Raw genomic sequence first — 23,092 nt, 5'->3', positions numbered from 1 at the left:
CGCCATCACGCGCAGGCTGCCTAACCTCTTACCCCAGATGGACCAGAGCCTCCGCTCCTGAACACCGCTGAATGTCCCAAATCATCTGACGACAGACAGATCCAGCACCACCGCGGGCGCCGGTCCCGCCAGTGGATGTCCTGGGCGCGGCCTTCCGTACGGGCTCTCCCATCGGGGGGCTCACAACGCTGCCGACGGGCGTCTATCCGCCGGCCGGGCCCGACTACAATCCGTATGAGGACATCAAGGGCACGTCCTACGCCCGGGACTGGGGCGAGCGGTTCGTCGGCTCGCGCTCGCCGGAGGAGACGGTGGAGCTGAAGGGCCGGATCGACAAGGAGCTCGGCGACAAGCGCATGCTGGAGCAAGCCGGGATTGGCGGCACGGTGGCATCGCTCGGTGCTGGGCTGATCGACCCGACCATCTTCCTGCCGTTTGGGGTGATCGCGCGCAACGTCCGCGGCGGCGTTGCGGTTGGTCGGTCCATCGCCCTCGGCGCGGCGAGCGGCGCGGCGCAGGGCGCGGCGAGCGCGGCCATGATGAGTGCCGGGCAGCTGACCTACACGGGCGAGGACGCCCTACATACCATCGCTTCGTCGACCATCCTGTCGGGCCTGATCGGTGGTGGTGCGGCGGCGCTGCTGACCGGCGCCGAGTCGCGGATCCTAGCGCGGCAGCTCCACGCGGACCGGGAATTCCTGTCCGGACAGGCGCCGCCGGCCGCCGCGCGCGACCTGCGCATGACCGCGCCGTCGGCCGAGCGCGCGCCGGAGTGGCGGCAGGACGTCTCCTGGCAGACCGAGCCCCTGCAGCCGGCGCCGGCGGAGATCCGCGCCGTGCTGCCGGAGGGCGATGTGCAGGTCGCGCCGACGACCGGGCGCCTCGTGCAGGTGGATGCGGAGACCGGCGCCCGCACGCCGTTGGTTCTGGCGAACGATGCAGCCGCGGAGATCGAAGCCGGCGCCCGGGTGCACGACCTGGACACGCGCGTTCCGTTCGAGGTCCGGACACTCGACGACGCGCTGGCGGCGATGGAGCACGTAGAGCCGCGAGCGAAGACCCTGCCCGCCGCCAACTCGAACGGCCCCGGCATGGCGCAGGCGGCCGGCGCAGACGTGGCCGACGCTCGCACATCGAAGCCGGCAAGCGACCTCCTCGACCGCATTCCCGGCGTTGGGTACGCGCTTTCCCGAGCCGATCCCGTGTCCCGCCTGTTCGCCTCGCCAATCACTTCAGCCCGTCGAACCCTCGCAGACTTGGCGGAGGTCGCGCTGCAGACCGTCGATAACACGGTGGCGGGCGGGTTCCGGGCGACGGCGCGCGGCGGTGTCGGCCCGGCGGAGAGCGAGATCACCCACGCGCGCGACACCCTCAACGTGGCCCACGCTGCCGTCGTGGATGATGCCTATACCCGCTACTTCTTCGGCTCCCGCGAGGCGGTGCCCTCGTTCGCCAAGACCCGAGCTGCGATCGACATCCGACGCACGCCGGCCGGGACCGAGCGCAAGCTGACGACGACCGAGTTCGATGAGGCGGTCAGCAACGCCATGATGCGGGGCGATCAGCACGAGATCCCCGAGGTGGCGGAGGTTGCCACCTGGATCAGGCAGAACGTGTTCCTGCCCTGGTTCGTGCGGGCTCAGAAAACGGAGTACTTCGCCGCCCTCAAGGACGTCGACAGCGCGTCCGACTACTTCCATCGTGTCTTCAACACCGAGTACCTGAAGGCGCACCTCCCGCAGTTTGTCGACGACACCACGGGCTGGCTGGAGGCCGAGCAGACGCGCCAGGTCGCCGTGCAGCAGAGCGTCGACTACCTCGATGCTACACGCCGTTCGATTGTCGCCGACGGTGCCAAGATCGCCGCGAAGCTGGAACGACGCGAGGCCCGCCTGCGAGACCTTGCCTCTCGCCAGGCAGAACGCGGCATGGAGGCCAACCGGACCGGCGCTCGGGCCGCCGAGATCGAGGAGCGGATCGGGGACCAGGCGGGTGAGCTGTCGGAGCTGTCCGAGTTTACGGCCTCAATGCAGGCCCAGGCCACGAACCCCGCGACCCGGGAGCAACTTCAGCAGCTCGCGGCCCAGATCCAGGACGCCCGGCGCGCCGAGCGTCAGTCCCGCATGACGCCGCCGGCGCTCGACCGGGCGGAGGAGGCCGAGCTGCGCGGCCGCTTCCTGGCGACGCCCGACGACGAGATGATGGCCGATCTGGTCATAGGCCGGCGGAAGGCGCCGAAGGATCCGAACTTCGTCTCGTACATCGTCGAGAACGGCGGCGTGAACGACACGGGCGGCGAGGTCCGCACGATGACGGGCGGCAAGGGCCGGCCCGGGCTGATCAACCCGCAGGGCCGCTCCCTCGACGAATGGGGCGAGCGCTTCACGCAGGATTTCCCGGGCATCTTCCCGGAGCGGCCGAGCGCCGTCGATGTCGAGAGGATCCTGGACGAGGCGGTGCGCGGGCGCTCGCCGGCCTGGTACGCACGCGAGCACCTGCCGGACGCCGAGTTCAAGACCTGGGAGATGGGCAAGGTCGCGGCGGACCTGCGCGCGGAGATGGCGCGACTGGGGTACGACGCGAACAAGCGGGTCGACGTCGCCCGGTTTCAGCGGGACATGGCCGGACCCGAGGCCGCCGGGCCGGAGCGCTTCGCTGACGATGGCGGCGGCGCGCCGTCGATCGGCCTGGAGGACGCCGAGAACCAGCTGCAGGCGGCCCGCGACGTGGTCCACGGCTATCGCGACGTGGTCGCATCGGCACGGGCACGCAAGGCCCAGGTGGACCGCGCAACGGGACGCAACCGTATCCGGGCAGTAGAGGCCGGCAGCGCCGCCGACGCCAACGCTCGGCGCTTCGGAACACTCGAAGGGCGCCAGAGCCTCGCGGAATGGGAGCGCGACCTGCTTCGGCAGGCGAAAGATATCAACGAGCAGATGCACGCCCGCGTCCTCACCGACATCGAGGACCAAGTGCGAGCCTGGGGCGGCAACAGCGCCGCCGAGGCGGTGTCCGCCCTAAAATCTCGCGAGAGACTGGAGGCCCGGCGTGCAGCTGCCGCGGAGGCTGCCGGCAAGCCTCACCCGACCGCGCGCCTCGCGTCCGCCGACGATGCCGTGCAGACCGCCGTCCGCCGTATTTTGGGGGCGGACAAGCAGTTCACCCGCGAAGAGTTGGCAGACCGAGCGCGCGAGATCGCGGATCGGATCATCTCCTCGCCGGACGGCCGCCTGCCCTACGCCGATGCCTCGCCCGCGGCGGGCCCGGGGGGCGGCAACACTGCGCGCGGCGCGCTGCATTCCCGGAACTTCAATATCCCGAACGACATCATCGCCCCCTATTTGGAGCGATCCTCTGAGCGCGTTGTCCGCAAGTACCTGCGCCAGACGGTGCCCGATGTTGTGCTCGCCGAGCGCTTCGGCGATCCCATGCTGACGGAGCGGGTTCGGGCGATCCAGGACGAAGCGCAGGCCGCGGTGGCGCAACGCCGGCCGGACGGCTCGCCGGTTCTCACACCCGAGGAGCAGGCCCGCGTCATCAACCAGAGCCGGGACGATATCCGGGACGTGGGCGGCATCCGTGACCGGATCAAAGGCACCTTCGCGCTGCAGGGGGACACCGGTTCACGCAACGCCGCGCGGGTCGGCGCCATGGTTCGGGATGCGAACTCCATCCTCGACCTCGGCGGGTCCGTGCTGAGCAGCATTCCCGACGTGGCCGGCGCCGTCTTCCGGTGGGGCTTCGGCAACGTGCTGGGAGGAGCCTATGCGCCGTGGCTGAAGGGGCTGGCTGGGCAGAGCAAAGCCTGGGCGGGAGCCAAGGCTGAGTTGAAGGCACTCGGCCTCGCGTCCGAGATGGCGCTGGCGACACGATCCGTTGCGCTCGACGAGCTTTCCGCGGGGTGGCAGCCGACGTCCCGCCTCGAGCGTGGCGTGCACATGTTCGCCGAGAAATTCCAGGTGTTGAACCTGCAGGCGCCGTGGACCGACTTCACGAAGACGGTCGCCGGCATCTCCTCGATGAACGCCATCCTGCAGGCGGCGGAGCGAGTGCGGCTGGGCAGGGCTACGGCCAAGGATCTGTCGGATCTGGCCGCCTCAAACATCGAAGCGAGCATGGCTGTCCGCATCCGAGACCAGTTCGATCGGGGCGGCCGGATCATCGACGAGGTGCACCTGCCGAACACGGCCGATTGGATCGACCGAGACGCCCGCCTTGCCTTCGAACAGGCCGTGCGCCGGGAGGTGAACATCGCCGTTGTGACCCCGGGCCAGGAAAAGCCCCTATGGCTCTCCCGCCCTCTCCTCGGGCTGTTCGGCCAGCACAAGAGCTTCGTCTTCGCCTCGACGCAGCGGATCATGCGGGCGAACCTGCAGCGGCGTGATGCCAACACCCTCGCGGGCCTGGTCACCGCCATCTCCGCCGGCAGCATCTCGGCCGCGGCCTACGCTCTTGCAGCCGATCGACCGCTTCCTGGCACGCCTTCCGAATGGATGAAGGAGAGCATCGCCAGGTCTGGCATCCTCGGATGGCTGGATGAGGCGAACACCATGGCGGCGAAGGCGACACGCGGGCAGGCCGATATGTACCGGCTGATCGGCGCGGACAAGCCGCTGTCGAAGTTCTCGGCCAATTCGATCACCGACATGCTGGCAGGCCCGACCGCCGGCAAAATCCAGTCCCTACAGGGCATCCTCGGGGCGCCGATGTCGGAGGAAGGCTGGAGCGCACGCGACACGCAGTCGGCTCGCAGGCTGATCCCGGCCCAGAACCTCGTCTACATCCGCCGGCTGTTCAACGAGGTGGAGGACGGCCTGAACCGCTCAATTGGCGTCGAGCCGATGGAACGGGGCATGGAGCCCCGCCCGTGACGGGAAACCCGCGCCTCCCGGCTCCGGCCCCAGCCCTAATCGAGACCTTCCCGGATTTGATGGCGAACTTCGTCGCTCGGCGCCAGCAGCTCGGGCTCTCGCAGCTCGCCGTCGATCTCAAGGCAGGATGGGCCGAAGGTTATCAAGGAAAACTCGAAGCCTCCCTGACCAGCCCCAACGCCAAAAACGCCCGGCGCATCGGCTGGGAGAGCCTGCCCTTGATCGCCGGCACCCTGCACGCCCGCCTTGTGCTCGTCGACGACGGACGCCTCGGAATCCCGACCCACGCCGAGACCGCCCTGCTCCTGTCCCGAATTCCGTCCCCGGAGACTGCAATGACTCTGCACGTTCACGAAGACCAGATCATCGAGCACGATGGCGACGAGCGCCGCACCCTTGCCGACATGCTCGACGAGGAAGCCGACGCACAGGAGGAGGACGCGGGGCACCTTGATTGGAAAGCGACCCTCGACGGGATCCGCCGCTTGTCAGCCCGCGAGCAGGACAGTGAGGCCCGCGTCCGTGCCGCGGAGGACCGGGCGAAGCGCGCAGAGGAGCGCGCCGCGCATGCTGAGCTAGGACTACGACGCTTGCAGGAAGCCATAACCGAAGCGATGCGTTAGCCTGAACGGCGCACCATACGCACAACGATCGAATACCTACCGACTTTTCCAGTTGTACTCGCTCTTAGTAATTTTCTTTACTTCTACTTCGCATTCATCGCCAACAACACTCTCAACATTCATCTTGAGCATTTCGAGACTGTGACCTCTTTGAACATAGAAGAAATGTACGCTTCCCGTATAATCAGCAGCTCGTCCATTGAATATTTGACTGGCCTCCATGGCCTGAGCTTCACAATCGTCACCGGTAATTCGCACTGAATAATATGGCACAGCTCGGATTCCTCAGCGTCGAATTCAGTGGCAGGCGCGCCAAATATCCTGGCTGCAGCCTAAAGCCTACCGCTTGTCGGTCGGCCGCTTGAACCCTCTGCGCTTAGGACGGGTCCAGGATTCAGAATCCTCGAACTTCGCCCCAGTTCCAGGCAGCGGTGGAGTGCCGAACAAGCAGAACCGATCGTAGAACTCTTTCACAGCTGGGCGGTATCGCCCATAGCCTACCTTCTTCGGGAAGCCGTGGGCTTCCAGGGTCGGCAGGCTGGCGAGCCAGGTCTGCTTGAGCTCCGCGTCGGGCCCGACGATGGCCTCGGCCAGGTGATTATCGTTCCGGACGAACAGCGGCAGCTTATCAAACGAAATGACGGCCTTGGCGGGCATTCGAGATCCTTTCAGCGAGTCGCGCTGACGATCATACCGGCTGCTTCCGGAGGCGCACGCCTGCGCCTTCGCCATTGGATGGGATGAAGATGATCCCGGCCTCCTCAAGCGCGGCTCTCAGCGCCTTGAGGTTGTTCACGCTGGGCACACGCCGGCCCTTCTCAAAATCGCGCACGGTGCTCTCGCTCAGGTCTGCTGCCTTCGCGAGTTCAGTTTGCGGCCAGTCCAAGAGACCCCGCGCCGCGCGCGACTGCTCAGGTGTAAGTGCCATCGGCCAGTTCTCCACGGATATCGTTTCGCATCCACGATAACCGTTGACAAGCCTTGGTTTCCACGGATATCGTTATGCATCAACGAAAAACGTGGAACGCGCAGTATGCCTACCACCCTTCACGTCTTGAACTCAGCCGGCGAGTTGCTGGCGGCCTTCATCCTGATCGTCGGCGGCGTCGCTGCCTACGGCATCCTCCCCCTTTGAGCCTCAACCGTCAGGAGCATTGCTATGAACGCAGTTCGCCGTCCTCCCCCGCGGGGATCGGAAGCTAGCCTTTCGTTGGCCGAGCGTACCGCAGCCACGAAAGCCTCGGCATCTCGCGTGATCCGTTCCAAGATCGCAAAGCATCATCCCGACGCTGTGTTGATTGCTGCCGCTGATCAAGTTCGTCCAATGTTAGCGGAAACCGTGAAGCTTGAATCAGAGTTTCACAGGCTGCGGAAACTAAGTACCTCCATCATTGAACGGCAAATAGGAGATCGTCCTGATTGGACGATCGATATGAGCATGGCGAAAGCATACGATAAAAAGCGGAGGAAGATTGTTATTGAGACAGGCTTCCACGCAGCAAGCCAAAAGCTAGATCGTAACCACAAAGAGATTTGGCGCATCCTTGGCCCACTTAGGAAAAGGCCAGCTAGAACACTGGAAGGCGCGGCAGCTAAGACAATACTCTTCGATCTGGAACTGATCGATCCCGACGAATTAGTGCATGAGATCGCAGTGCTTTTTTACGGCGTTGATCTTGTTCGAGGGCGCATTGACGTCAAGGAACCGGCTTCAGCATGAGCAACGTCTTTCAATTCCCTCCCAGCCGTCAGGCGCCCGCTCGGCAGATCCCCCGTGAGGAGTTCGAGCGCTTGGCCGAGCTCGCTCTCGATGTAGTCGACCGGATCGTGGCGATGCTTGATGAGCCCGACCGCAGCGCCCGCGCAGAGGACGTTGGCTGTGTCGTCCGGCTTAACCGAAACGACCAGGATCGCGACCGCGTCTAGAACGGAGATCGAGTGGCAGGTACACTCGCGCTTCCCATGCGCTTCCCAATGCTGTTTGCCGGGAAGCGTCTTATCTGAGATCTGCTGCTAAGTGCCTGAGATGATTGGTGGGTGCACAAGGGTTCGAACCTTGGACCCGCTGATTAAGAGTCAGCTGCTCTACCAACTGAGCTATGCACCCAACGCCTTGCGGCGATCGCTGCGGCCCACCAAGTCCGCTGCGACGAGGGGGCTGATAGCAAACGCCCCGGGGGGTGTCCACCCCCGGGGCGTTATTTTCTCGGCTAAACCGCGGCCGGGCTCTGGGCATGCAGGCGCTCCGCCCAGGCTTCGAGCTTATTGAGGGCCGAGAGGTAAGCACGAGCCGAAGCGACGAGGGTGTCGGGGTCGGCGCCGCGAGCGGTCACACTGCGCTCGCCGCTCTTGAGGCGCACCGAGACCTCGGCCTGGGCATCCGTGCCCTCGGTGACCGCGTGGACCTGATAGAGTTCGAGGTCGGCCTGATGCGGCACGAGAGCCTGAATCGCGTTGAATACGGCGTCGACCGGGCCGTTTCCGACGGCCTCCTCGGTGACCATCCGGCCTGCGATATCGAGCTTCAGGGTCGCCCGCTGCGGGCCGCGGGTGCCCGCGATCACCGACAGGGAGACGAGGCGGATCCGGTCATGCGCCGTGGCGAGGTTCTCGTCGACCAGGGCCTCGATGTCCTCGTCGTAGACGTGCTTCTTGCGGTCGGCCAACGCCTTGAAGCGCTCGAATACGTCCTGCATCTGGTTATCGCTCAGCACGAGGCCGAGTTCGTCCAGCTTCGCGCGGAAGGCGGCCCGGCCCGAATGCTTGCCCATGACGAGCGAGGTCTTGGCAACGCCGACCGAAGCCGGAGTCATGATCTCGTAGGTCTCCGTGTGCTTGAGCATGCCGTCCTGGTGGATGCCACTCTCGTGCGCGAAGGCGTTCCGACCGACAATCGCCTTGTTGTACTGCACGGGAAAGTTCGTCGCATGGCTAACGAGCTTCGAGGCGCGGGTGAGCATCGTGGTCTCGATGCCGGTCTCAAAGGGCATGACGTCGCCGCGGGTACGGATCGCCATGACGATCTCCTCCAAAGCAGCGTTGCCGGCCCGCTCGCCGATGCCGTTGATGGTGCACTCCACCTGCCGCGCGCCGCCCTCGATGCCGGCCAGGGAATTGGCGATGGCGAGACCCAGATCGTCGTGGCAATGCACCGAGAAGATCGCTTTGTCGGCGTTCGGCACCCGGTTCCGGACGTCCTGGAACATCCGGCGGTACTCGTCCGGTGTGGCGTAGCCCACGGTGTCGGGCAGGTTGATGGTGGTGGCGCCCGAACGGATCGCCGCCTCGACGCAGCGGCAGAGATAGTCGATCGGCGTGCGGGTGGCGTCCATGGCCGACCATTCCACGTCCTCGACGAGGTCGCGGGCCTGGGACACCGTCTTCAGGATGATCTCCACCACCTCATCCTCGGACTTGCGCATCTGGTGCGCGAGGTGGATCGGCGAGGTCGACACGAAGGTGTGGATACGGCCGCGCCTGGCCTGGCGCACCGCCTCGCCGGCCCGGGCGATGTCGGCGGGAATCGCGCGGGCGAGACCCGCGACGGTGGCGCGCTTGACGCGCCGGGCAATCTCGGAGACCGCCGCGAAATCGCCGTTCGACGCGATGGGGAAACCCGCCTCAATGATGTCGACGCCCATGGTATCGAGGAGTTCGGCGACCGCGAGCTTCTCGTCGAGGGTCATGGTGGCACCGGGGCACTGCTCGCCGTCGCGCAGGGTGGTGTCGAAGATGAGAACGCGGTCCTTCGCGCGGGCTTCGGGCGCCGGAGTCGGGGAGGTCGTCATGCTGGGTATCCTGTCGGAACGCGGTCCAGAACCGGGGACGCGGCATCGGGAAATCGAGGGGTCCGGGCAAGCGCCGGTGGACGGGCGCCGACCTTCGCAAACTGCACTCCCCTGAGAGCCCAGGCGCACGCGCCCGGACGGCCCTCAGGGGCGGATAAGGAGAAGCAGGGCGGCGAGAGACGCGCGCGACCGGACGGCCGCGAAGGCGGCGTCGGTCGTGCTGCGCGTGGAGCCGGCGCTGGCCAAGGCTCGTCTCTCCCGAGAGGCAAGGGCGCACCGCGGCGGCGCGCGAACGCTTGCGAAGGCGGTTTACCTAGCCGCTGAGGGCCCGCTTGACAAGTTTCAGCGCCGCGCCCGCCAGCGATGCGCGCGACCGCCGGACAGGGAGGAATTCGGTCTCAGAGCCCAGTTCCCCACAAGGTCTCGATGGAATTCGCAATCGTTTCGGCCGGATGCATTGCCGTGCGGTCTGCTCCGCCTAGCTTCGCTGGTGGATCGAATACGATTCGGCGGCGAAATCAGTCCGTCCACGCAAGAAAAAATCTGGAAGGAATCCCCATTATGTCGCGGATGCTGTCGCGCACCCTGGCCCTGCCTGCCCTCGCCCTGATCGCCGGAGCGGCGCCGGCGCTGGCGCTGGATGCTGCCAAGACCATCGATGTCGCCGCCCCTCCCGCCAAGGTCTGGGCGACCATCGGCGATTTCTGCGGCATCGGTCAGTGGCATCCGGCCATCGAGAAATGCGTGCTGTCGCAGGACGGCGGCAAGGCTTTGCGAACCCTGAGCCTGAAGGGTGGCGGCACCATCGTCGAGTCGCAGACCAAGCGCGACGACAAGGCCATGAGCTACACCTATGCCATCGTTTCCGGTCCGTTGCCGGTGAGCGACTATTCCTCGACCCTCTCGGTGATGCCCAAGGGCTCGGGCTCGACCGTGAACTGGACCGGCAGCTTCAAGGCGAAGGGCGCGCCGGATGCGGTGGCAATCGATGCGATCTCCGGCATCTACGATTCCGGCCTGAAGGCTATCGCCGACAAGTCCAAGTAAGCGGATCGGAGTAAGCGGACCAAGATCGAGGGCGGCTCACCCGAGGCCGCCCTCGCCTGCAGGTTCATTCGGACCCGCGCCCGATTGACCAGCCAGAGCACTCGGCGCAAAACCGGCCCGGATCAAGCTGTGCCGTGTCCCGGCACGGGTACCGTCAGGAGCCGCCGTGTCCCGGGTCAGCCTCGCCGTCGCCGTCCTTCTCTCCGCCGCCCTACTCGGCGCCTGCAAGCCGACCGCCTCGGCGCCCCCCGCGGTCGCCGTCGCCGCAGCCCCCGTGGTCGCCGCGCCCCTGCCACAGGGCACCGGCTGCGGCCCGTCCATCGCCCGCACCCAGGCGGTGGTCGAGAGCGATGTCGCTACCGGCAACCTCAACCCGCCCGTCGGCGAGCGCTTCGGGGCCGACCTGCGCCACGCCGCCGATGCCTGCGCGGGCGGCCGCGAGCGTGAGGCCCTGAGTCTGCTCGGCGCCGCCAAGGCACGCTACGGCTACCGCTGAGCGCCCGCGAAGGCGTCGGTGAGATAGGCGCGCACGAAGCCGGGCATCCGAGCGGCGTCGAGGTCGTCCAACCCGCGCGCGATGGCGAAGCCGGCGAGTTCTGGCGCGGCCTCGCTTTGGCGGTGTGCCTCCATCCGGCCATGCAGCACCTCGGCCGTTTCCGCAAAGCGGACCGGGAGCAGGAAGGCGTGCTGGCTCTGGCCCGAGACCAAAACCCACGCTTCCGGCGCATCGGCCGGAAGGGCAAGACCCGTTTCCTCCAGGAACTCCCGCCCGGCGCTGCCGGCGAGATCGACGCGACCGCCCTCGCGGGTGTCGGTTCGATCCGGGGTTCCGCAGGCGAAGTAAATCTGCCCGGCATTGGCTGTGTGTCCGCCCATGATGCCCAAGAGGGCCGCGCCGTCGGCGCTCCACGGCACCACCGCCGCGAAGGCGTTGGTCACCGCCGGATCCGGGGAGCCGGCCAGGCGGAAGGCGAGGAACTGAGAATACGCGACCTCGAACAGGTCGATCACGCAGGTCGATCCGTCGATGCGGCAATCGCGGGCAAGGAGCACCCGTCCGTCGAACAGGTCCGGCCGCTCGGCGCGTCGCCGCGCCCAGGTCTCGGCGATCGCCCCGGCATGGTCGCGGGCCCAGGACCAGTCGGAGGGGACCAGCCGGGCCTCGATGTGCCGGAGCGGCGTCAGCGTGAAACCGTCAGACAAGCAGGGTGCCCTCACTCACCAGCACCGCCGCCCCGCTGATCTCCACGGAGCGCAGGGCACCGGCCTCGATGACGAGCTGGACCCCGATCGTACTCGGTCGGCCCATGGCGACGCCTTGGCGTAGGACGATGTCGTGCTCCCCGTCGCCCAGGGGCTCGAACTGCATCATCACTCCGGCGAAGGCCGCTGCGGCCGAGCCGGTGGCCGGGTCTTCCGGCACGCCGAGATGGGGCGCGAACATCCGGGCCTGATAGCGGTGGCCGACCTGTTCGGGGTTGAGGGTGTAGCAGTAGAGCGCGGCCGGAGTGCCGAGATCATCGAGGGCTGCCGGCACGACGCGAGCCCGGTCGAGGGCCGCTCGGCTGGCGAGGGGCACGAACAGGAAGGAAGGGCCGGTCCGGTGCCGGCTCGGGACGTGGCGGGCGAAGCCGATCTCACCCGGCTCCAGGCCCAGGGCGGCCGCGACCAGGTTCGTCTCGGGCCCCTCCCCCAGATATTCCGGGAGCCCCGGCATCTTGAAGCGCCCGGTACCGCGCCCCTCCCCGGGCTCGACCACGCAGGCCAGGGTTCCGAGGGGGGCCTCGAGCCCGAAGGCCATCGCGTCGGTGAGCCCCGCCCGCTGGTCGCGCAGGGCAAGGAGGATGGCGGTGCCGAGGGTGGGGTGCCCGGCGAAGGGCAGTTCCGACGTGGGCGTGAAGATGCGCATCCGGGCGCGGTGCCGGGGTGTCTCGGGCGGGAGAACGAACACCGTCTCGGACAGATTGAACTCGGCGGCCAGGGCCTGCATCGCGGCGGTGTCGAGGTCCTCGGCATCGAGCACGACGGCCAGGGGATTGCCGGTCAGCGCCGTGTCGGTGAACACGTCGAGGGTCACGAAGCGGCGGGGCATGGCGGGGTCTCCAGGCTCTCTGAGAATCAACCTTAGACGGTGTGCACCGGAAACGTCTCGCTCGGCGTGACGAACTCGTCCTGCGCCGCCACCGTGAGGATCTCGCGTGAGCCCGCCTCGGCCGTGCGGCGCAGGAGACCGTAGACCGAGCCGCCGGCCATACCCAGGGCCAGCGCGGCCGAGCACGTCCGGGCGTAGTGCACTAGGAACAGAGCCGCGATGGCGTCGCCCGCGCCATTCACGTCGAGGTGAAGGCGCGGCGTGCGCAGGCGCCAGAAATGGCCGCCCTCCCCCGCCAGAAGGTCGATGGCGTCGTCCGGCGTATCGTCGGTGACCAGCGAGGTGACGAGGACAACGCGGGGTCCCAGCGCCTGAACCGAGGCCACCGCGCGCTTGGCCTCCGCGAGGGTGCCGGTCAGCAGGCCCGAGAGGTGGTTCAGCTCGAACTGGTTCGGGGTGACGATGTCGGCCGCGGGCACCGCCTGCTCGCGCATGAATTCGGGGATGCCGGGCCGTACGTAGATGCCGCGGTCGGTGTCGCCCATCACGGGGTCGCAGGCGTAGAGGGCCTGCGGGTTCAGCGCCCGCACCGAGGCCACGGCCCGCACGATGGCGGTCCCGATATCGGCCGAACCCATGTAGCCCGAGAGGACTCCGTCGCAGGTCCCGAGCACGCCCCGCTCGGCAATGCCGGCGACGAGGTCCTCGATCGCCGGGCCATCGAACACCCGGCCGCGCCAGGCGCCGTAGCCGGTGTGGTTGGAGAACTGCACCGTATGGATCGGCCAAACCTCGACGCCGAGGCGTTGCATCGGAAACACCGCCGAGGCGTTGCCCACGTGGCCGAAGGCAACGTGGGACTGGATCGAGAGGATGTTCATGCCGGAATCTCCCGAAATCCCGCGGCCGAGGAGTTGTGGCGCCAGCCCTTAACCCGGTTTTCCTTCCCAACGCACCCCTGCCGGCGCCCCACGCGCTTGCCCCGATCCGCGCCCTCGGTCACAGGAAGGCGCCGAACCTCAAGCGAGCCCCATGGACTTCGATTCAATCCGCACCAGCACCCTCGCCTTCGTGGAGGCGAACCAGGGCTGGACGCCGCTGATCGTCGGCGTGCTCGCGTTCTGCGAGTCCCTGGCCTTTCTCTCGCTGCTGGTGCCCGCCACCTTCCTGCTCCTCGGCATCGGAGCGCTGATGGGCTCGGTCGGTATCCCGTTCTGGCCGGTGATGCTCGCCGGTGCGCTCGGGGCCGCTCTCGGCGACTGGGTCTCCTACGAGTTCGGGCACTATTACAAGGACGGCGCCAAGCAGATGTGGCCGATGCGGCGCTATCCCGCCATCGTCGCCCGCGGCGAGGAGTTCTGCCGCAAATGGGGAGCCGGCGGCATTCTGATCGGGCGGTTCATTGGGCCGGCGCGGGCCGTGGTGCCCCTGGTCGCAGGGGTATTCGGTGTGAAGCGCCTGCCGTTCCAGATCGCCAACGTCACCTCGGCCCTGGCCTGGGCCTTCCTCATGCTGGCGCCGGGGGCCGGCCTCCTCGGCTACCTGAAGGGCTGAGGCGCCGTGCGCCGGTTCCCGCCCGAGCGCATCGTCTGTCTGACGGAGGAGACCGTCGAGACGCTCTACCTCCTCGGCCAGGAAGACCGCATCGTCGGGGTCTCGGGCTACGCGGTCCGGCCGGCCCGGGTCCGGCGGGAGAAGCCTCGGGTCTCGGCCTTCACCAGCGCCGACCTGCCCAAGATCCTGGCCCTCGCTCCCGATCTCGTCCTGGCCTTCTCCGATCTGCAGGCCGAGATCGTCGCCGACCTTGCCCGGGCCGGCATCGCCGTGCACCTCTTCAACCAGCGCGACCTGGCCGGCTGCCTGGCGATGATCCGCACCGTGGGCGCCCTGACCGGCGTGTCGGCAGAGGCCGAGACCCTTGCGGCGCGGTTGGCAGACCGCATCGCCGCCGCCGCCGCGGGAAGCGTCGGCCGGCGGCGTCCGCGCGTCTATTTCGAAGAATGGGATGCCCCGATGATCTCCGGCATCGGATGGGTCTCGGACCTCATCGCGGCGGCGGGCGGCGACGACGTCTTCCCCGAACTCAGCCGGCAGGCTGCGGCCCGGGACCGAATCGTGAGCCCGGAGGCGGTGATCGCGGCCCGGCCCGACGTGATCCTCGCCTCATGGTGCGGCAAGCGTGTGAACCGCGCGCACATCCGCGCCCGCCCGGGATGGGACGCGATTCCGGCGGTGGCCGCCGGGCGCATCCACGAGATCAAGTCGCCGCTGATCCTCCAGCCGGGCCCTGCCGCCCTCACGGACGGTTTCGACGCGATCCGCGCCGCCCTCCGGGACGTAGGCTGAGCGGTTTCACGCGGCCGACAGCGGATCGGCCTCGCGCCGGCGCGCGCTGGGAGCCGGTCCCGACGGGGCTGCGAGCCAGGCTTGGCGCCGGGCGATGAGGTGGCGCAGACGGGCCGCCCGCTTCTCCCGGCGCTCGCAGCCGTCGCCGCAGGCGGTGTCGGGACAATCGGCGGCCCCTCCGTCGAACAGGCTCACCAGGGCGAGCACGAAGCCGATCAGCACCACCACCGCCAGGACGACGACGGGCCAGGCCAGCCCCAGCCCGACCAGCACGGCGATGCCGAGCTTGAGCGCCAGGGAGCCCGCCAGCTTCAGCTTGATGAGCGTCGCCAGGGTCGCGCCGGCGCCCAGGGTACCGCGCGCCGCTCTCAGCAAGCCCACCCGCAGGCGTCGCCGGGCGGCCAGCGCCTCGAGGCGATCGAGTTCGCGCGCCACCCGCGCCGTCTCGGCGTCCCGGTCTTCGTTCTTCGGCAGACCTGCCTCCTCCGCACCCGATCCACCGCGAGGGGTGCCATGGTCCGGGCCCGTGCTCCAGCCCGACCGGCGCAACGGGGTCGCAGGTGACAAGCCGCGCGGCGGCTGATTTCCTGGGACCAGTCCCGATTCGGGACGTCGTTCCGAAGCATCAGAGCCGTATGTCAGCAGCCCTCGCGTCCGTGATCCTTCCGCCCGACCGGCGTCAGTCGGCCACCGCGCTCCAGGTCCAGCGCGGCGTCCGGCGTCTGTTCGCCGAGCTCGGTCACGTCACCATTCCGGAATTCTCCCTGGCGAACGGCCGCCGCGCCGACGTCATCGCCCTCTGCCCGGCCGGGCGCCTGACGATCGTGGAGATCAAGTCCAGCGTCGCCGACTTCCGGGCCGACCGGAAATGGCCGGATTATCGGGACTACTGCGACCGCTTCTATTTCGCGATCCCCGAGACGCTCTCCACCACCCTGACCCCGGAGGACGCCGGCCTCATCGTCGCCGATGCCTTCGGCGCCGCGATCCTGCGCGACCCGGCGGACCATTCCCTCAGCGGTCCCCGGCGCAAGGCCGTGACCCTGCGCTTCGCCCATAGCGCCGCGCGCCTGCTGCACGCTCTGGCCGATCCCGGCGCCATCCGCGAAGGCGCCCTCTGAGGCACGGCGAATCGCCGCCGATGCACGGGCGGCCCGACGTGGTAAGGAACCACGCGCCACTCATCGATTGCCAACTGCATGCGCCTGCCCTCCCGTCGCCGTCCACACGACGGCGATCCCGCCATCCTGCGACGGCTCCAGGCCGCCTCGGGCCGTCGGTCCCTGCTGCTCTACCTCGTCATCGTCCTGGTGCTCGTGGCCACCGCCCAGGGCTACGACGGCTCGGCCCATTCCACCCATCACTGGATCGGCCTCGGGGTCTACGCGATCTTCTCCCTCGGCCTCGGGATCGCCGATTGGCGCGCCTCGCAGCGGGACGGCGGGGCGGAGCCCGGCATGGAGTGGCTGGCCTGGACAGCGACCCTGCTGAACGCCGGCGTGGCCCTGTTCCTCATCGTCGAGCACATCCTGCTCGGTGCGGTGGAAACAGAGGAGACGGCCACCGCGGTGAGCCGCCTGCCGGCCTTCCTGCTCCTGCTCCAGACCGGACTCAGCATGCGGGTCTGGCACACCGTCGTGTTCTCGGGTCTGGTGAGTCTCGCCTGGGGCGGCACCATCCTCCTCGCCTATCTTGCGCCCGAGAGCGCCCTTCTCGGTCCGCACGTGACCCTGGAAGAGGAGGTGCCCGGCCTGCTCACCTTCCTCGCCGCGAGCCTCGTGGTGATCGATGGGGTGCGCCGCCTGCAGATGGCAGTGACGACGGCTTTGCGGATGGAGCAGGAGCGGACGAGTCTCGCGCGCTTCGTGCCGCGCCGGGTGGCGGGAGAGCTTGCCCAGAGCGGCGGCGGCGTCGGTGCGGTTCAGTCCCGTCACGCCTGCCTGTTCGGCCTCGACCTGCGCGGCTTCTCGGCCTTCTCGCGCGACCAGACCCAGGAGGAGGTGGTGCGCGCCCTGCTCGACGTCCGCGCCCTGACCCACGTGGCGGTAAGCGAGCACGGCGGCATCGTCGATAAATATGTCGGCGACGGCGTCCTGGCGCAGTTCATCGTCGGGCGTCCGCAGGCCCAGGCCGAGGCAGTGCTGGCATGCGCCCGGACCATCGTCGCGCGTCTCGCGGCGCTGAACGAGGATCGCCGCCGGGAAGAGCGGCCGGAGCTGCGCATCACCATGGCGCTGCATGCCGGCGAGGTGCTGGTGGGGGTCTTCGACGACGGGCACCGGGCCGAGTTCACGGTGCTGGGCACGGCGATGAACCGACTCGCCAGGATCGAGGCCCGGGCCAAGGCCGCCGACCTGACCCTGGCGGCCTCGGACGAGGTGATCCGCCTCCTCGAGCCGGCTACCCGGACATCGCTCCGGCTCTCCGGCATGCCCCCGTCGGAGTGCCGAGACACCCGCGACATGCTGCTGTTCGCGGTGGGCTGGGCCGAGGACACCGCGGCGGATGCCGCGGCGCCGGAGCATCCGTTCGCCTCCGTCGCGTGAGCCAAGACGGTCAGCCCGAGAACGAGCCGAACCCCTCGAACCCGACACGCTGGCGGGCCGCCTCGTCGGCCTTGGGCCGCTCGAGGAGAGCCGGATCGATCTCGGGGGCCGGGGTCTCCGGTCGGGTGGTCCGGGGCGGCGGACGGTCGTCCGGGACGGAGGGCCAGATCGGACGGTCCGGCTTCACTGTCTGGGTCATCGGAACACTCCTGGCATGCGCTGACGAGCGATTACGAAATACAATATACCAGAAATAGCGCAAGGCTATCCGTGTTCCCTCCGAACCGGGGAAGATCCGGTGCGTCGCCCGAGCCCGCTCAGCCCTCGGCCTTGTCCGCCCGGTCGGTCTTTACACCGCGCGTAGGGGCGGTGGCGTGGTGTCGCTGGCGCCCGCCTCCGCGGCCTCGGTGCCGGGCCGATCCAGAGGGTCTCCGGGCGCGTCCATGACCTGCCCGGTGACGGTGTCCCGCGGGCCGGTGGCAAGACCGCCCGACGGATCGGTGCCGGCTTCGGCGAAGGGGTCTTTCGGCATCCGGCGCGTCTCCGTCGTGGGCGGGGTTCGTTCCGTCGGAGAACACCGCCCGCGCGGAGCCGGTTCGGTTCAGGTGCCGCAGAAGGTCTGGAGCACGCGCTCGTGCGGCTGCGGCGGCGCGGCATAGGCCGCGAAGGCGGGCTGGTCGTCGTAGGGGCGGGCCAGCACCGCCACGAGCTCGTGGAACGGCGCGAAGTCGTCGCGCGCGACCGCCGCCTCGATCACCGCCTCGACCCGATGGTTGCGCGGGATGAAGGCCGGGTTGACCCGGTCCATCGCCGCCCGGCGCGCGGCCGGGTCCCCCGGCTCGGCGGCGAGACGCGCGCGCCAGCGGGTCGCCCAGGCCTCGTATACGGTGGAGTCGTCGAAGAGGTCGCGCACCGGACCGTCGCCCTCGGGGCCGAGGGCCGCCGCGCCGAGGCGCCGGAAGGTCAGGGTGAAGTCGGCGCGCCCGGCCTGCATCGCCTCCAGCAGGGTGCGGCCGAGCTCGCGGTCCTCGTCCCGGTCCGTGGTGAGGCCGAGCTTGGCCCGCAGGCCGCCGTAATAGGCCGCCTCGAACCGGGGGCCGAAGGCGGCGAGGCGGTCCTGCGCCACGGCGATGCCGTCCTCGGTCTCGGGCGCCAGCAGGGGCAGCAGCGCCTCGGCGAACCGGGTCAGGTTCCAGTGCAGGATACCCGGCTGGTTGCCGTAGGCGTAGCGGCCATTCTCGTCGATGGCGCTGAACACGGCGGAGGGGTCGTAGGCGTCGAGGAAGGCACAGGGTCCGAAATCGATGGTCTCGCCGGAGACGGCGCAGTTGTCGGTGTTCATCACCCCGTGGATGAAGCCGACGAGGAGCCAGCGCGCGACGAGGTCGGCCTGGCGCTCCACCACCCGGGTCAGCAGGGCGCCGTAGGGGTTGGCGTCTTCCGCCAGCTCCGGATAGTGCCGGCCGATGACGTGGTCGGCCAGCGCCCGCACGCCGTCGACGTCGCCCCGCATGGCGAAGTACTGGAAGGTGCCGACGCGGATGTGGCTGGTGGCGACCCGGGTCAGGACGCCGCCGGGCAGGACCGTCTCGCGCCTCACGGAATCGCCCGTGAGCACCGCCGCCAGGGCGCGGGTGCTGGGGATGCCCAGAGCCGTCATGGCCTCGCTGACCACGTACTCGCGCAGCACCGGCCCGAGGGCGGCGCGACCGTCGCCCCGCCGGGAGAACGGCGTCGGGCCCGAGCCCTTGAGCTGAATGTCGCGCCGGACCCCGTCGCGCCCGACGACCTCGCCGAGCAGGATCGCCCGGCCGTCGCCGAGCTGGGGCACGCGGTTGCCGAACTGGTGGCCGGCATAGGCCATGGCCAGGGGCTCGGCGCCCTCCGGCACCCGGTTGCCAGCCAGCACCGCGACGCCCTCCGGGCTCTCGAGCCAGGCGGCCTCGATCCCGAGGTCCGCGGCGAGTTCTCGGTTGATCCGGATCAGGCGGGGCGCCGCCACGGGGGTGGGGTTCACCGCAGCGAAGAAGTGCTCCGGCAGGCGGGCATAGGTGTTGGCGAAGGGAATGGCGGCTGTCATCGAGGGCATGGGTCCCGTGTGCGGCGCGGCGCGCGGTGCTGCCCACGAGGTGGGGCGCCGCATGCGCCAAGGCAAATCCCAAGGGAAGAGGCCAAGGCACATCATGGCGATCCCGAACGTCGCGCGCGGGGCCGTCCTGTCCGGAGGCGACGGCCCCGGCGATGGGCGTATCGGCCCTGGCCCCGGCTCGGGTAATGGCGGACGGCGCGGGGGCGCCGAGGGGGCCGAGGGGGCCGGCCGCGCGCGTTCACCCCGGACAACGCGACCCGTGCGGGGCGGGTTCGGACAGGAGGCCCGGCGCGCGGGTGCGGCGTCCGCGCAGGATCGCGCGTCCGCCGATGACCGTGATCGAGAGCACGAAGCCGGCCAGCAGGTCGGGCAGGTAGTGCCCACCGGCCCCGAGGGTCGCCACCACGATGACGGCGTTGAGGGCGATCGCCAGGGGGCCGAGGACCGGGATCGGCGCCAGCGCCCAGGCGGTCAGCACCGCAAGGCAGACGTGGAAGGACGGAAAGGTCACGAGGCCGCGGATGTCCTCCAGGGCCAGGGTGCGCAGGGTCCCGGCGCGCAGGTGCTCCAGGGCGTCGAGGTGCCAGAGGGCGCCCAGGGTCTCGATGGAGCCGTCCGGCACGGTGGCGAGACCGTACTGCACAAAGGGGCCGGCCGCCGGCACCAGGGCGGCGATGAGCACGACCGTGAGGAGCAGCACGGCGAACATCCGCACATAGGCCCAGAGCCGGCCGACCCGGAGGGTGGCGCTGAGCGCGATCACCGTGAGCCCGACCTGCGGCCCGCTGGTGTGGTAGGCGAGCGCCAGCCACCAGGCGAGGCGCGGCTGCGCCTGCAGGGCAGCGTAGTAGGCGGGCCAGTCGAGGCCGAGCGCCGCCTCCGCCCGGGCCAGCCGCGCATCGGCCAGCGGCAGGGCCCAGGTGGCGGTGAGGTAGTGCAGCACCGCGATCGGCACGGTCACGGCGATGAGGCCGGCGCTCGCCAGGGCCATCGCCCGCAGCTTGGGCTCGGACAGGATCGGGCCGAACAGGACCGCGAGGGCGAGGAGCGCCGCCACGAGGCCCGCCGCCACGCCGAAGCCGAACGGCGCCAGGGCGACCCCGGTCCGGCGCAGCCACACCGCATCGAGGAGGGCGACCGCCAGGGCGAGGCCCCAGAGCGCCGGATGCGGCGCGGCCAGGGCGGCCGAGACCCGGCCGATGCGGGCGATGGGTTTGGCGAGGGCGGATCCTGAAAGGGGGGATCCTGAAAGGGGGGATCTTGCGAGGGAGGCGGCCTCGGCGAGTCCGCGGCGCGTCCCGCGCGCGGGCATCGAAATCGGAGTTGCGTCGCTCACCCGGCATCCTTCGTGGTTCGTCGCAGCCGGAACTCGGCTTTGCGCCGGTTTGTTGCCCGGCGGCGTTCCTTTTCCCCATCCCGTTCCGGTTCCCAGCCCCGATGGTCCCCCGTTGAGCCGCATCGCCTTCCTGGATTTCGAGGCGTCCTCCCTCGCGAAGACCAGCTACCCGATCGAGGTCGCGTGGGTGTTTCCCGACGGTAAGTCGGAGAGCTTCCTCATCCGCCCGGCCCCGGGCTGGACCGACTGGGCGCCCGAGGCCGAGGCGGTGCACGGGCTCGCCCGGGAACGCCTGGTGCGGGAGGGCGTCGCCCACGACTGGGTGGCGCTGCACATGCTCACGGCCCTGCGCGACGTGGCGCTCTACGCCTCGGCGCCCTCCTGGGACGGGCACTGGCTGAGCCGGCTCCTGCGCGCCGCCGGCCTGCCGCGCCACGCCCTCCGGCTGAAGGCCACGGCGGAGGCGCAGCGCCGCGTCGTCCTGGACGTGCTCGCGGCGGGCGGCGTGGCGCCGACCGCGCGCGACGCCCTGGCGGGCAAGCTCCTGGCGACCCTGCGCCTGGAGGCGCGCGACGATCCGGCGGCGGAGCATCGCGCCCTGTCGGATGCCCGGCGCGAGTGCCGGCGCTGGGCCCGCGCCCGAAGCCGCGCCGCGGCGCTGCTCCGCGAGGAGGGCGGAGGCGGGGTGGAGTGAGCGGTCTCGGGTGGAGATGGGGCGAGCCTTTGCCCAGCGCCCGAACCCTGCGTCCGGTGAGGCCGGCGAGGTTTCGTCACCCGCCCGCGGCCGTCGCGGATCGGTGCCAGGTGTCCCATTCGGCGGGCAGCGTATCCTCTCCTGCCTGTCGATCGAAACGCAGTTCCTGCCGAGGAACGACCAGCCAGGCCTGCGAGACCTGGACCGCGTCGTGCTGATCGGTGCGGTGAACGCCGAGTCGGGCGCGCGGATCGAAGCAGGGACCGAGGGGACGATCGTCGCGGTCCAGCCGGGAGGCCGCGGCTATCCGGTCGCGTTCGCCGAGCCCGCCGAGGCCCTTGCGGCGGTCCCGGCCGCGCTCCCGACGCTCGCCGTCCCAGCGGAGCGGTGAGCGGGAACGCGGTCGTCCCGCACCGGCTCGGCATCGATACCCGCAAGATCTGCAATGATCTGCTGGACGTGACCCACCCGCATGGCGGGCCGAAAGCACGCTTCTTCCGCGGGTTCGGCTTCGCGCCGACCGAGTCCTTGGCGTTCGCGGACGCCCTCTTTGCCGAAGCCCAGGGCGCTGCCCTCGTCGCCCGCCAGCCCTCCGAATACGGAGCTGACATGCTGACCTGCGTCGGTCCCCTGGGGACACCCTCGGGCCGCAGGCCTTGGATCCGCTCGGTCTGGCTGGTGATCGCGGAGGCCGAGGGCGAAACGGGCCGCTTCGGGGCGGCGTTTCCCGACCGTAACCGGTCGGCGCCGAGCCCCTGATCCGGAGGATCGGGCGCCGATCCGTTCGACCGTGTGAACGACCACCGGGGGTGGTTTGCGGCTCTTTGGCGTCAGGCCCAGGCGACCCAGCCCCGGAAGGCAAACCCGGCGTAGAAGAGGCGGACTCCGCGAAACCCAGCCTCGCGCAACAGCGTCTCGTCCTCCTCGGGCGAAAGGATCGGCAAGCGTTCTACGATCCCGGTCTTTGCACGCTCGGCGTATGAGCGTTCGATGCCGGAGGCCGTCGCGAAAGCGGCATACCGTGAAAGCCAGAGGTCGCGTTCATCCTGCGGAATGCTGAAGTGCGCGGCGACGAAGGGTGCACCGGGCTTTAGACGACGCCGAATTTCCCGGAGGGTGCGTGACCGCTCCTGACGCTCGATGAAGTGCAGGGTCAGGATGCAGGCGGCAGCGTCGAACGGCCCCTCCGGCGCGCCATCGATCAGCCCCTCATGAAGATGCGCACGGTCGGAGAGGTGGCCCAGGGTTTTCCGGGCAAGGTCGAGCATTGCGGCAGACGGATCGACGCCGACGAACGTCCACCCGGGCTGCCCCTCGGCGAACACCTTGAGTTCGAGGCCGCCGCCCGCGCCGAGAACGAGCACCTGTGCCTTGTCCGGGGCGCGTTCCGCGAGGAGAAGCCTCGCCATACGTTGCATGTCGGCATAGCCGGGCACCATGCGCGGCGGGTTTTCGGCGTAGCGGGCAACGGCCTGCGGATCTGAGAAAGCATCCATGCCGGATCGTATCACGCGCGACGAGCTGGCGAACGTCCGCGTCAGGTGGCTTGCGGACGCTTCGACCCTCTTGGCTCCCCCTCCGAACCCCGATCCATCAGGCGCGCCAGCCGTGGCGATCCAGACCCATGCTCCCGCCAATCTGAACTTTTGTCCGTCCCCTC

25 protein-coding genes and 1 tRNA gene are annotated in these 23,092 nt (G+C 69.2%); 13 read left to right on the top strand and 13 right to left on the bottom strand.

Annotated elements, in window-relative coordinates; translation table 11 throughout:
* Positions 1-131: 131 nt before the first annotated feature.
* The gene (locus ASG51_RS07330; RefSeq protein ID WP_056379955.1) at positions 132-4,871 is read left to right on the top strand and encodes a hypothetical protein; all 4,740 of its coding nucleotides are present in this window, start codon (positions 132-134) and stop codon (positions 4,869-4,871) included.
* Between the two features lie 59 nt (positions 4,872-4,930).
* Positions 4,931-5,494: a hypothetical protein gene (locus ASG51_RS07325; protein ID WP_056379953.1), complete on the top strand. Its 564-nt coding sequence runs from the start codon at positions 4,931-4,933 to the stop codon at positions 5,492-5,494.
* A gap of 339 nt (positions 5,495-5,833) precedes the next feature.
* On the opposite strand, the gene ASG51_RS07320 is transcribed toward ASG51_RS07325, so the two are convergent.
* Entirely contained in the window at positions 5,834-6,151 is a 318-nt protein-coding gene (locus ASG51_RS07320; RefSeq protein ID WP_056379951.1) for a hypothetical protein, read from the bottom strand.
* A gap of 31 nt (positions 6,152-6,182) precedes the next feature.
* Positions 6,183-6,422 (bottom strand): helix-turn-helix transcriptional regulator, encoded by a 240-nt coding sequence (locus tag ASG51_RS07315; protein WP_056379948.1) that lies wholly within the window; start codon positions 6,420-6,422, stop codon positions 6,183-6,185.
* A gap of 282 nt (positions 6,423-6,704) precedes the next feature.
* Between ASG51_RS07315 and ASG51_RS23965 the strand changes: the two genes are divergently transcribed.
* Both ASG51_RS23965 and ASG51_RS07310 read left to right on the top strand, forming a co-directional pair.
* Entirely contained in the window at positions 6,705-7,214 is a 510-nt protein-coding gene (locus tag ASG51_RS23965; RefSeq protein ID WP_156389606.1) for a hypothetical protein, read from the top strand.
* Positions 7,211-7,420, top strand: a complete 210-nt coding sequence (locus tag ASG51_RS07310; RefSeq protein WP_056379946.1) for a hypothetical protein — start codon at positions 7,211-7,213, stop codon at positions 7,418-7,420. Before ASG51_RS23965 ends, ASG51_RS07310 begins: the two co-directional genes overlap by 4 nt.
* A gap of 105 nt (positions 7,421-7,525) precedes the next feature.
* Here the strand turns inward: ASG51_RS07310 and ASG51_RS07305 are convergent.
* Positions 7,526-7,601: transfer RNA gene (locus tag ASG51_RS07305), tRNA-Lys, on the bottom strand.
* Between the two features lie 103 nt (positions 7,602-7,704).
* Positions 7,705-9,282 carry a 2-isopropylmalate synthase gene (locus ASG51_RS07300; protein WP_056277297.1) on the bottom strand — a complete coding sequence of 526 codons (1,578 nt, stop codon included), beginning with the start codon at positions 9,280-9,282 and terminating at the stop codon, positions 7,705-7,707.
* 570 nt (positions 9,283-9,852) lie between these two features.
* Between ASG51_RS07300 and ASG51_RS07295 the strand changes: the two genes are divergently transcribed.
* Positions 9,853-10,329: an SRPBCC family protein gene (locus ASG51_RS07295; RefSeq protein WP_244472563.1), complete on the top strand. Its 477-nt coding sequence runs from the start codon at positions 9,853-9,855 to the stop codon at positions 10,327-10,329.
* Positions 10,330-10,495: 166 nt separating this feature from the next.
* Positions 10,496-10,825: a hypothetical protein gene (locus tag ASG51_RS07290; protein WP_056213371.1), complete on the top strand. Its 330-nt coding sequence runs from the start codon at positions 10,496-10,498 to the stop codon at positions 10,823-10,825.
* Here ASG51_RS07290 and ASG51_RS07285 read toward each other — a convergent pair.
* Genes ASG51_RS07285 through pdxY form a run of 3 tightly spaced genes read right to left on the bottom strand, consistent with a single transcriptional unit; the run spans position 10,816 to position 13,302 of the window.
* The gene (locus ASG51_RS07285; protein WP_056379945.1) at positions 10,816-11,532 is read right to left on the bottom strand and encodes a hypothetical protein; all 717 of its coding nucleotides are present in this window, start codon (positions 11,530-11,532) and stop codon (positions 10,816-10,818) included. The genes ASG51_RS07290 and ASG51_RS07285 overlap by 10 nt on opposite strands.
* The gene (locus ASG51_RS07280) at positions 11,525-12,421 is read right to left on the bottom strand and encodes a PhzF family phenazine biosynthesis protein (RefSeq protein ID WP_056379943.1); all 897 of its coding nucleotides are present in this window, start codon (positions 12,419-12,421) and stop codon (positions 11,525-11,527) included. The genes ASG51_RS07285 and ASG51_RS07280 overlap by 8 nt, the downstream gene beginning before the upstream one ends.
* Positions 12,422-12,453: 32 nt before the next feature.
* On the bottom strand, positions 12,454-13,302 hold the full coding sequence (gene pdxY, locus ASG51_RS07275; RefSeq protein WP_056379941.1) for a pyridoxal kinase PdxY: 849 nt from the start codon (positions 13,300-13,302) through the stop codon (positions 12,454-12,456).
* A gap of 151 nt (positions 13,303-13,453) precedes the next feature.
* Here pdxY and ASG51_RS07270 point away from each other — a divergent pair, with 151 nt between their 5' ends.
* Together ASG51_RS07270 and ASG51_RS07265 are read left to right on the top strand one after the other, a co-directional pair.
* Positions 13,454-13,975: a DedA family protein gene (locus ASG51_RS07270; protein WP_056379938.1), complete on the top strand. Its 522-nt coding sequence runs from the start codon at positions 13,454-13,456 to the stop codon at positions 13,973-13,975.
* A 6-nt stretch (positions 13,976-13,981) separates the two neighbouring features.
* Positions 13,982-14,767, top strand: coding sequence for a cobalamin-binding protein (locus ASG51_RS07265; RefSeq protein WP_056379937.1), 786 nt, complete (start codon positions 13,982-13,984; stop codon positions 14,765-14,767).
* 6 nt (positions 14,768-14,773) lie between these two features.
* On the opposite strand, the gene ASG51_RS07260 is transcribed toward ASG51_RS07265, so the two are convergent.
* Positions 14,774-15,202 (bottom strand): hypothetical protein, encoded by a 429-nt coding sequence (locus ASG51_RS07260; protein WP_244480081.1) that lies wholly within the window; start codon positions 15,200-15,202, stop codon positions 14,774-14,776.
* Between the two features lie 200 nt (positions 15,203-15,402).
* On the opposite strand from ASG51_RS07260, the gene ASG51_RS07255 reads away from it, so the two are divergent.
* Both ASG51_RS07255 and ASG51_RS07250 read left to right on the top strand, forming a co-directional pair.
* Positions 15,403-15,888 (top strand): MmcB family DNA repair protein, encoded by a 486-nt coding sequence (locus tag ASG51_RS07255; protein ID WP_056213359.1) that lies wholly within the window; start codon positions 15,403-15,405, stop codon positions 15,886-15,888.
* Between the two features lie 78 nt (positions 15,889-15,966).
* A complete protein-coding gene (locus ASG51_RS07250; protein ID WP_082513909.1) occupies positions 15,967-17,313 on the top strand; it encodes an adenylate/guanylate cyclase domain-containing protein in 1,347 nt (448 codons plus the stop codon).
* Positions 17,314-17,323: 10 nt separating this feature from the next.
* Here ASG51_RS07250 and ASG51_RS07245 read toward each other — a convergent pair whose 3' ends face one another.
* The 4 genes from ASG51_RS07245 to ASG51_RS07230 form a co-directional block, all read right to left on the bottom strand.
* Entirely contained in the window at positions 17,324-17,512 is a 189-nt protein-coding gene (locus ASG51_RS07245; protein ID WP_056379935.1) for a hypothetical protein, read from the bottom strand.
* Between the two features lie 150 nt (positions 17,513-17,662).
* On the bottom strand, positions 17,663-17,845 hold the full coding sequence (locus ASG51_RS07240; protein WP_056379934.1) for a hypothetical protein: 183 nt from the start codon (positions 17,843-17,845) through the stop codon (positions 17,663-17,665).
* Positions 17,846-17,914: 69 nt separating this feature from the next.
* On the bottom strand, positions 17,915-19,393 hold the full coding sequence (locus tag ASG51_RS07235) for a protein adenylyltransferase SelO (RefSeq protein ID WP_056213438.1): 1,479 nt from the start codon (positions 19,391-19,393) through the stop codon (positions 17,915-17,917).
* A 247-nt stretch (positions 19,394-19,640) separates the two neighbouring features.
* A complete protein-coding gene (locus ASG51_RS07230) occupies positions 19,641-20,738 on the bottom strand; it encodes a phosphatase PAP2 family protein (RefSeq protein ID WP_244480080.1) in 1,098 nt (365 codons plus the stop codon).
* Between the two features lie 112 nt (positions 20,739-20,850).
* On the opposite strand from ASG51_RS07230, the gene ASG51_RS07225 reads away from it, so the two are divergent.
* The 3 genes from ASG51_RS07225 to ASG51_RS07215 all read left to right on the top strand — a co-directional run bounded on the left by ASG51_RS07225 (position 20,851) and on the right by ASG51_RS07215 (position 22,191).
* Entirely contained in the window at positions 20,851-21,432 is a 582-nt protein-coding gene (locus ASG51_RS07225) for a transcriptional regulator (protein ID WP_200941331.1), read from the top strand.
* 211 nt (positions 21,433-21,643) lie between these two features.
* Positions 21,644-21,823, top strand: coding sequence for a hypothetical protein (locus tag ASG51_RS24485; RefSeq protein ID WP_056349548.1), 180 nt, complete (start codon positions 21,644-21,646; stop codon positions 21,821-21,823).
* Positions 21,820-22,191, top strand: a complete 372-nt coding sequence (locus ASG51_RS07215) for a DUF6883 domain-containing protein (RefSeq protein ID WP_056213344.1) — start codon at positions 21,820-21,822, stop codon at positions 22,189-22,191. Before ASG51_RS24485 ends, ASG51_RS07215 begins: the two co-directional genes overlap by 4 nt.
* A gap of 71 nt (positions 22,192-22,262) precedes the next feature.
* On the opposite strand, the gene ASG51_RS07210 is transcribed toward ASG51_RS07215, so the two are convergent.
* Positions 22,263-22,928 carry a class I SAM-dependent methyltransferase gene (locus ASG51_RS07210; RefSeq protein WP_056379927.1) on the bottom strand — a complete coding sequence of 222 codons (666 nt, stop codon included), beginning with the start codon at positions 22,926-22,928 and terminating at the stop codon, positions 22,263-22,265.
* Between the last annotated feature and the right edge of the window lie 164 nt (positions 22,929-23,092).

Source organism: Methylobacterium sp. Leaf465, from assembly GCF_001424705.1.
GTDB lineage: Bacteria > Pseudomonadota > Alphaproteobacteria > Rhizobiales > Beijerinckiaceae > Methylobacterium.
The sequence above is the reverse complement of the archived record's forward strand: the minus strand, read 5'-3'. Positions and strand labels throughout refer to the sequence as shown.

What these genes read in the sequence shown, in the direction of transcription:
- ASG51_RS07280 (WP_056379943.1), bottom strand. Translation starts at nt 12,421, where the DNA reads ATGCCCCGCCGCTTCGTGACCCTCGACGTGTTCACCGACACGGCGCTG.
- ASG51_RS07295 (WP_244472563.1), top strand. Translation starts at nt 9,853, where the DNA reads ATGCTGTCGCGCACCCTGGCCCTGCCTGCCCTCGCCCTGATCGCCGGA.
- ASG51_RS07245 (WP_056379935.1), bottom strand. Translation starts at nt 17,512, where the DNA reads ATGACCCAGACAGTGAAGCCGGACCGTCCGATCTGGCCCTCCGTCCCG.
- ASG51_RS07320 (WP_056379951.1), bottom strand. Translation starts at nt 6,151, where the DNA reads ATGCCCGCCAAGGCCGTCATTTCGTTTGATAAGCTGCCGCTGTTCGTC.
- pdxY (WP_056379941.1), bottom strand. Translation starts at nt 13,302, where the DNA reads ATGAACATCCTCTCGATCCAGTCCCACGTTGCCTTCGGCCACGTGGGC.
- ASG51_RS07210 (WP_056379927.1), bottom strand. Translation starts at nt 22,928, where the DNA reads ATGGATGCTTTCTCAGATCCGCAGGCCGTTGCCCGCTACGCCGAAAAC.
- ASG51_RS07315 (WP_056379948.1), bottom strand. Translation starts at nt 6,422, where the DNA reads ATGGCACTTACACCTGAGCAGTCGCGCGCGGCGCGGGGTCTCTTGGAC.
- ASG51_RS07270 (WP_056379938.1), top strand. Translation starts at nt 13,454, where the DNA reads ATGGACTTCGATTCAATCCGCACCAGCACCCTCGCCTTCGTGGAGGCG.
- ASG51_RS07240 (WP_056379934.1), bottom strand. Translation starts at nt 17,845, where the DNA reads ATGCCGAAAGACCCCTTCGCCGAAGCCGGCACCGATCCGTCGGGCGGT.
- ASG51_RS07235 (WP_056213438.1), bottom strand. Translation starts at nt 19,393, where the DNA reads ATGACAGCCGCCATTCCCTTCGCCAACACCTATGCCCGCCTGCCGGAG.
- ASG51_RS07300 (WP_056277297.1), bottom strand. Translation starts at nt 9,282, where the DNA reads ATGACGACCTCCCCGACTCCGGCGCCCGAAGCCCGCGCGAAGGACCGC.
- ASG51_RS07250 (WP_082513909.1), top strand. Translation starts at nt 15,967, where the DNA reads ATGCGCCTGCCCTCCCGTCGCCGTCCACACGACGGCGATCCCGCCATC.
- ASG51_RS07310 (WP_056379946.1), top strand. Translation starts at nt 7,211, where the DNA reads ATGAGCAACGTCTTTCAATTCCCTCCCAGCCGTCAGGCGCCCGCTCGG.
- ASG51_RS07325 (WP_056379953.1), top strand. Translation starts at nt 4,931, where the DNA reads ATGGCGAACTTCGTCGCTCGGCGCCAGCAGCTCGGGCTCTCGCAGCTC.
- ASG51_RS07255 (WP_056213359.1), top strand. Translation starts at nt 15,403, where the DNA reads ATGTCAGCAGCCCTCGCGTCCGTGATCCTTCCGCCCGACCGGCGTCAG.